This is a genomic window from Pseudoalteromonas sp. GutCa3, from assembly GCF_002836155.1.
Lineage (GTDB): Bacteria > Pseudomonadota > Gammaproteobacteria > Enterobacterales > Alteromonadaceae > Pseudoalteromonas > Pseudoalteromonas arctica.
On record NZ_PJBK01000046.1, the window covers coordinates 1 to 5,106 of the forward strand.

The following is a 5,106-nucleotide window of genomic DNA, read 5'->3' on the forward strand; positions in this document are numbered from 1 at the left end:
AAACTAGATGATATAACACATCCTCCTATCGTTTTACCCAATGCTATCGTAGAGGTTAAAATGACGGGTAACATTACTTTGTCTAGTGTGGATAAATACCCTGTTAATTATGTAGTGAATGATAAAAAATTAGAAGCAACTGTCTCCTCTCAAGCAAATAAAGCTTTTGGATCGTTAATTGGCGAAACGAAACTAGCTTTCGACAAAAAAACTAATGAGTTAACTCTTGGAACTAATATTGTTTCTAAAAGTACCACACCAAATAGGCCAACTACCTCGGTGGGAATAGAAATGACGTCTAGCTCTCCGATACCTAAATTGAAATATGAGGTGCGACTTCAGCAACTAAAAGGAAAAATAAATCAATTCAATTATATTGCTGAAAATGTGTCATTTGTATTAGAGGTGACATTTACATCTGCTGGTGATATTGGTACACGGAAAGGGAAACCGGATAACTCAACCCCTTGGGATAAGATTTTGGCCGTTGGGTTATTTGCTGGGGCAACTGTAATTGTTGTAGGGACTATTGTTGAGGATTACGTTACATTTGGTGCAGGTGTTGCAGATGATCCTGCTAGTTTTGCATTGGCTGCGGGTATGACTGCTAGGGGGGTTGCTTTATGGGGAACAGCGAGGGCTGTCGTAATATCAGCATCATTACCAGCGGTTGTTAGGTTTACTATTTCAGTAGTACCAGCTGCAACACTTAGACATGCACATTAAAGTAGGCCATACATGAAAATTAAAGCTTTTATTGTATTTACTTTATTACTATTTATCTACGGATGCTTAGATATAGAAAGTGAAATAGAACAAGCTAATAGGTTAGCAAAAACATACCAGCTCAAAATAAAAACAGATAATCCAAAGCAATTTTATTCGAAAGATTTTACCGAAGAAGAGGGAAGTTTAGCGAATGTTGAAGTGACTATAACCTCTTTAGATAGTGCACCTGAAACTCTTGATGGGATTGAGTCTGCCTTGGGAGTTTACCCAGAAGGATTTATTTCTGAAGTAATTGATACTATTTATATTGCTGGCTCTATAACTATTGAAGGTGCTGCGGCTGGCGGAACTTATGGTTCTAGATGGATAGCTTTATCTAATGTTGCACAATGGAATGGAACAAAAGCTAACTATGAAAATGCGCATCGTGGAGTACATCATGAACTTAGTTCACTCATATTTAATAACTCACCATTTAGCGTAATGACATGGCAAAGTTTATTAAATAGAGATTGGAAACCTGCAAAATCAAATTTTGAGGCACTTACAAAAGATGAGTTAGCGCCAGATTATAGCGCGGGCTTTTTATCTGATTATGGTAAAACATCTATGGGTAATGATTTTAATATTTACGCCGAATTTGCTTTTGCAGAGCCTGAAAAACTACGAGAACTCGCTGCAACGTATCCGGTTATAGCTAAAAAGTTGAGTGTATTTATTACCGCGTATACGCAGTTTTCGGCCAAATATCAGCAAAACTTTGAAGATTATTTTGCGAGAACGGGTTTAAGCGATGTTGCCGTAGAACCTGATAATGTAGAAATGACGATTCATTTAGACGTGAGTAACGTTAAGCCACAAATAATTAGATAGTGCTTTGTAATTAGTATATTACGTTTGTAAAATTGTTTAGTATTTAATATGAATTTATACAAGTTGAATAAAAAACAATCCAAATATTTGTTTTTAGATATTAATATTATTGACCAACATGATATAATTTTGACCATAAAATGATTAATAAGGATATTTTAGTGGATATAATTATCAGCCAACATGCGCTAAAGAAAAAAACACAGCTAACGCAACTTTCTGAACGTGCAATTGGTAAAGCCTTTAAAGATCAAGCTGCTTTAGCAATACAAATGACGCAATGTAGTGCAGCTGTTTATCGTCGATTACAACGTACTTATAAATCAACTGTAACGCCACGCGATGAAAAAAGAGTTAAAGCAGGTGGCTTAAGTACACAATCAGTTACTTTTTCAACAAGTAATAGTAGCCAAAAATCCTTTAATAGCTTACTTCCTGCAATGCGAGGAAGAGGTGCACCTACAAATACTTCAAAAACGTCAAATGATGTTGCAGTTGCTTCTAATCAACCACAAGCAGTTAACTTACTAGCTTTGTTACACCCGGTTATAAGTGGCGACATAATGAAAACGGGTAATGCTGTTGAAAAAACAGCGACTATATTAGGGTTAGTAACAACGACTGTTGGTTTTGTAGTTCCAGGCGGTGGAGCTGTTTCATCAATTGTTAGTTGGGTAGGAAGTGGTGCTACGTATTCAGGTTTTTCAATGTCTAGAATTCGCTCTGATGCGCCAGACCGAGCTTATCACCAACTAACAAATTATATTACATGGCTAGCCGCTTGGAATAAAAAAGCGTGTGAGTTAATTGATATAGCAGATCCTAATGGTCAATGGACCTTTAGGGATATCGAGCATGGACTTTCATAAGATTAGACTGTAAGCAGCGTTTTAAAAGAAAGTGTAAGTACGTTATACCTGTAACTTACGATTATTGAAAAGCCTGCTTAATTGCAGGTTTTTTGTTTTTAAAAACAAATAAAGTTAAGTTGAATGGAGCTAAGCTAAGTAATATTAAGTTCAATAACACTCTCTCTATTATCTAAACCACTTAAATATAGACTTAATTACCCGTATTTATATTTTTTAGGTTATTGTATAGCATGAGCTTTAAGCTTTTTAATAGCTATAAATTCTTACTTTTTAATACCAATTCGCTTAATTAAGTGATCTATTTTGAGGCTGGAAAAACGTGTTGATAGCTAGGCAAAAAATTCGCTATTTAGTTGTTCTAAATGAGAATTTTTTTAACACAGGTAGCGACACGTTTAGCCCCGCAAAATGATTAAGTATTATTGCGGATTGGTATAACTCATATAAGGCTGTAAATCCACACTATGTTTGCAATTGATAATATCATTCTCGTTAGTGCCATATTAATTTTACTAGGAGTGATCTCGAGCAAGTTATCTGCACGTGTTGGCTTACCTGTGCTGGTGCTATTTTTACTTGTAGGCATGCTCGCAGGTGAAGACGGTATTGCAGGTATTTCATTCGACAACGCAGAGGCTGCACATGCTCTGGGTACTCTTGCGCTTGCCATTATTCTATTTGATGGCGGCTTACAAACGCCTACCAGTTCAATTAAACAAGTGTGGAAACCCGCGTCTGCTTTAGCAACCGTCGGGGTGTTATTTACCGCTGTAATTACAGGCCTTGTGGCCACTTATATTTTAGACCTGCCCATATTACAAGGTGTTTTACTGGGCGCTATTGTTGGCTCTACAGATGCTGCAGCAGTGTTTGCGCTTTTACGAAGTGCGGGTATTCACTTAAACAAAAAGCTTAAATCTACGCTTGAAATAGAAAGTGCCTCGAACGATCCAATGGCTATTTTTCTAACGGTTGGTTTGTTAGAAATGCTCGTTAACGACATGCCAATAGGGCTGGATTTACTACAGTTATTTGCTCAACAAATGGGTGTTGGCGCTATTTGTGGTCTTTTAATTGGTAAGGTATCGGTTTGGTTTATTAATCGAATTAAACTAAATGCATCGGGTTTGTATTTAGTGATGGTAACTGCATTTGGACTGCTTTCTTTTGGCCTTTCTGCAACGCTCGGCGGCAGTGGGTTTTTAGCTGTATTTATAACAGGCGTGATTTTAGGTAACAGTAAATTTGTATATAAACGCGGTATTTTTCTTTTTCATGACGGCTTAGCATGGCTTGGGCAAATAACCATGTTTGTTGTATTAGGACTCCTTATAAACCCATCGTCGTTGGTTGATGTATGGTTAGAAGGACTGCTTATTGCACTGGCACTCATTTTTGTTGCTCGCCCATTAGCTGTAGCGCCTATTTTAAAACTGTTTGGCTTTAATAATCGCGAAACCTTATTTGTATCTTGGGTTGGCCTTAGAGGCTCAGTACCCATTATTTTAGCTATATTCCCATTACTATTTGGCCTTTCAGGGGCTGAACTTATTTTTAACGTTGTTTTTTTCGTGGTGTTAATTTCAGCCACGTTGCAGGGCTCAACAATGCCTTGGATGGCTAAAAAACTAAATTTAGTAGAGCCGCCACCTGATTTGGCTGCTGCAACGCTCGAAATTACAGCGCTAAACGATATTGATATAGAAATTGTAGAATATACCTTAAGTGATGTTTCTCGGGTTTCTGGGCGCAGTTTGTCACATGCGGCACTTCCTGAGAGTGTGGTTGTTGCTATGATCACACGGGGTCCGTCAATCATACCGCCACGAGGTTCAACTAAGTTAAAAGCAAATGACCACTTATTTGTTGTTTTAAAACCAGATAACAGACCTTTTGTTGATTTAGTTTTTACAGCAACCGATAAAACAAACCATCAAGATAGCCATTTAGCGCACAACGAACTTAAAGTGAAAGGGGTAACGTTGGTAGGGGATATATTTTACTCTTATCACATGCAAATAGACGCCCCAGAAGAGATAAGCTTGGAAGAAGTGATCAACCAAAAGCTTTCAGGAGAAGTCAGTAAAGGCGATATTGTTGTTATTGGTAATGTGCAAATACGCGTTATAACAATGGTACATACACGCATAGTTACCATTGGCTTAAAGTACTTAAATAATCCAGAAAAACGACTCTTGAAGAAGTAATTATCAACAGAGATTTATTAAGTGGTGACAGTACATTTATAGCGTACGTAGGTTGGGTTGAGTGACACGAAACCCAACGGATCACTAATGTAATGAGCACACCCAAAGCTAGTTATATGTAGTGTTTGTTGTTGGCGAACAGCTTACTGGTTCGCTTTGCATTAGCCCTATGTTTTTTGCTTACTTTATTACAAAAATTATTGTTTTATAAACATTCAGTACTCAAAAGCCTGCTTATTGCAGGCTTTTTTGTTTCGGCTATACGCCTATCTTTTAGTACATCGTTTTACAGCCACTAAAAAATGCCAAGTAAAAGTTAAAAATAAAATATGGTAAATCAAAGTTACGAACTCCATCCCCTCTTTTAAAAATCTACCATATGGTGGTATTCCTTTGGCAAAGGTATTGAAAAAATTTGTAATGCT

At 37.2% G+C, this 5,106-nt stretch carries 4 protein-coding genes; all 4 read left to right on the plus strand.

From position 1 onward, the window contains the following. The coding region (locus tag CXF64_RS08495; protein WP_157823665.1) for a hypothetical protein at nt 1-726 on the plus strand (726 nt) is incomplete at its 5' end. A gap of 12 nt (nt 727-738) precedes the next feature. Then, nucleotides 739-1,602: a hypothetical protein gene (locus CXF64_RS08500; protein WP_165783590.1), complete on the plus strand. Its 864-nt coding sequence runs from the start codon at nt 739-741 to the stop codon at nt 1,600-1,602. 161 nt (nt 1,603-1,763) lie between these two features. Continuing rightward, entirely contained in the window at nt 1,764-2,471 is a 708-nt protein-coding gene (locus tag CXF64_RS08505) for a hypothetical protein (protein WP_101216809.1), read from the plus strand. Nucleotides 2,472-2,938: 467 nt separating this feature from the next. Beyond that, nucleotides 2,939-4,681: a potassium/proton antiporter gene (locus CXF64_RS08510; RefSeq protein ID WP_101216810.1), complete on the plus strand. Its 1,743-nt coding sequence runs from the start codon at nt 2,939-2,941 to the stop codon at nt 4,679-4,681. Nucleotides 4,682-5,106: the final 425 nt, after the last annotated feature.

Excerpts from the sequence above, each read along its gene's own strand:
- CXF64_RS08500 (WP_165783590.1), top strand. The coding sequence starts at position 739 with ATGAAAATTAAAGCTTTTATTGTATTTACTTTATTACTATTTATCTAC.
- CXF64_RS08510 (WP_101216810.1), top strand. The coding sequence starts at position 2,939 with ATGTTTGCAATTGATAATATCATTCTCGTTAGTGCCATATTAATTTTA.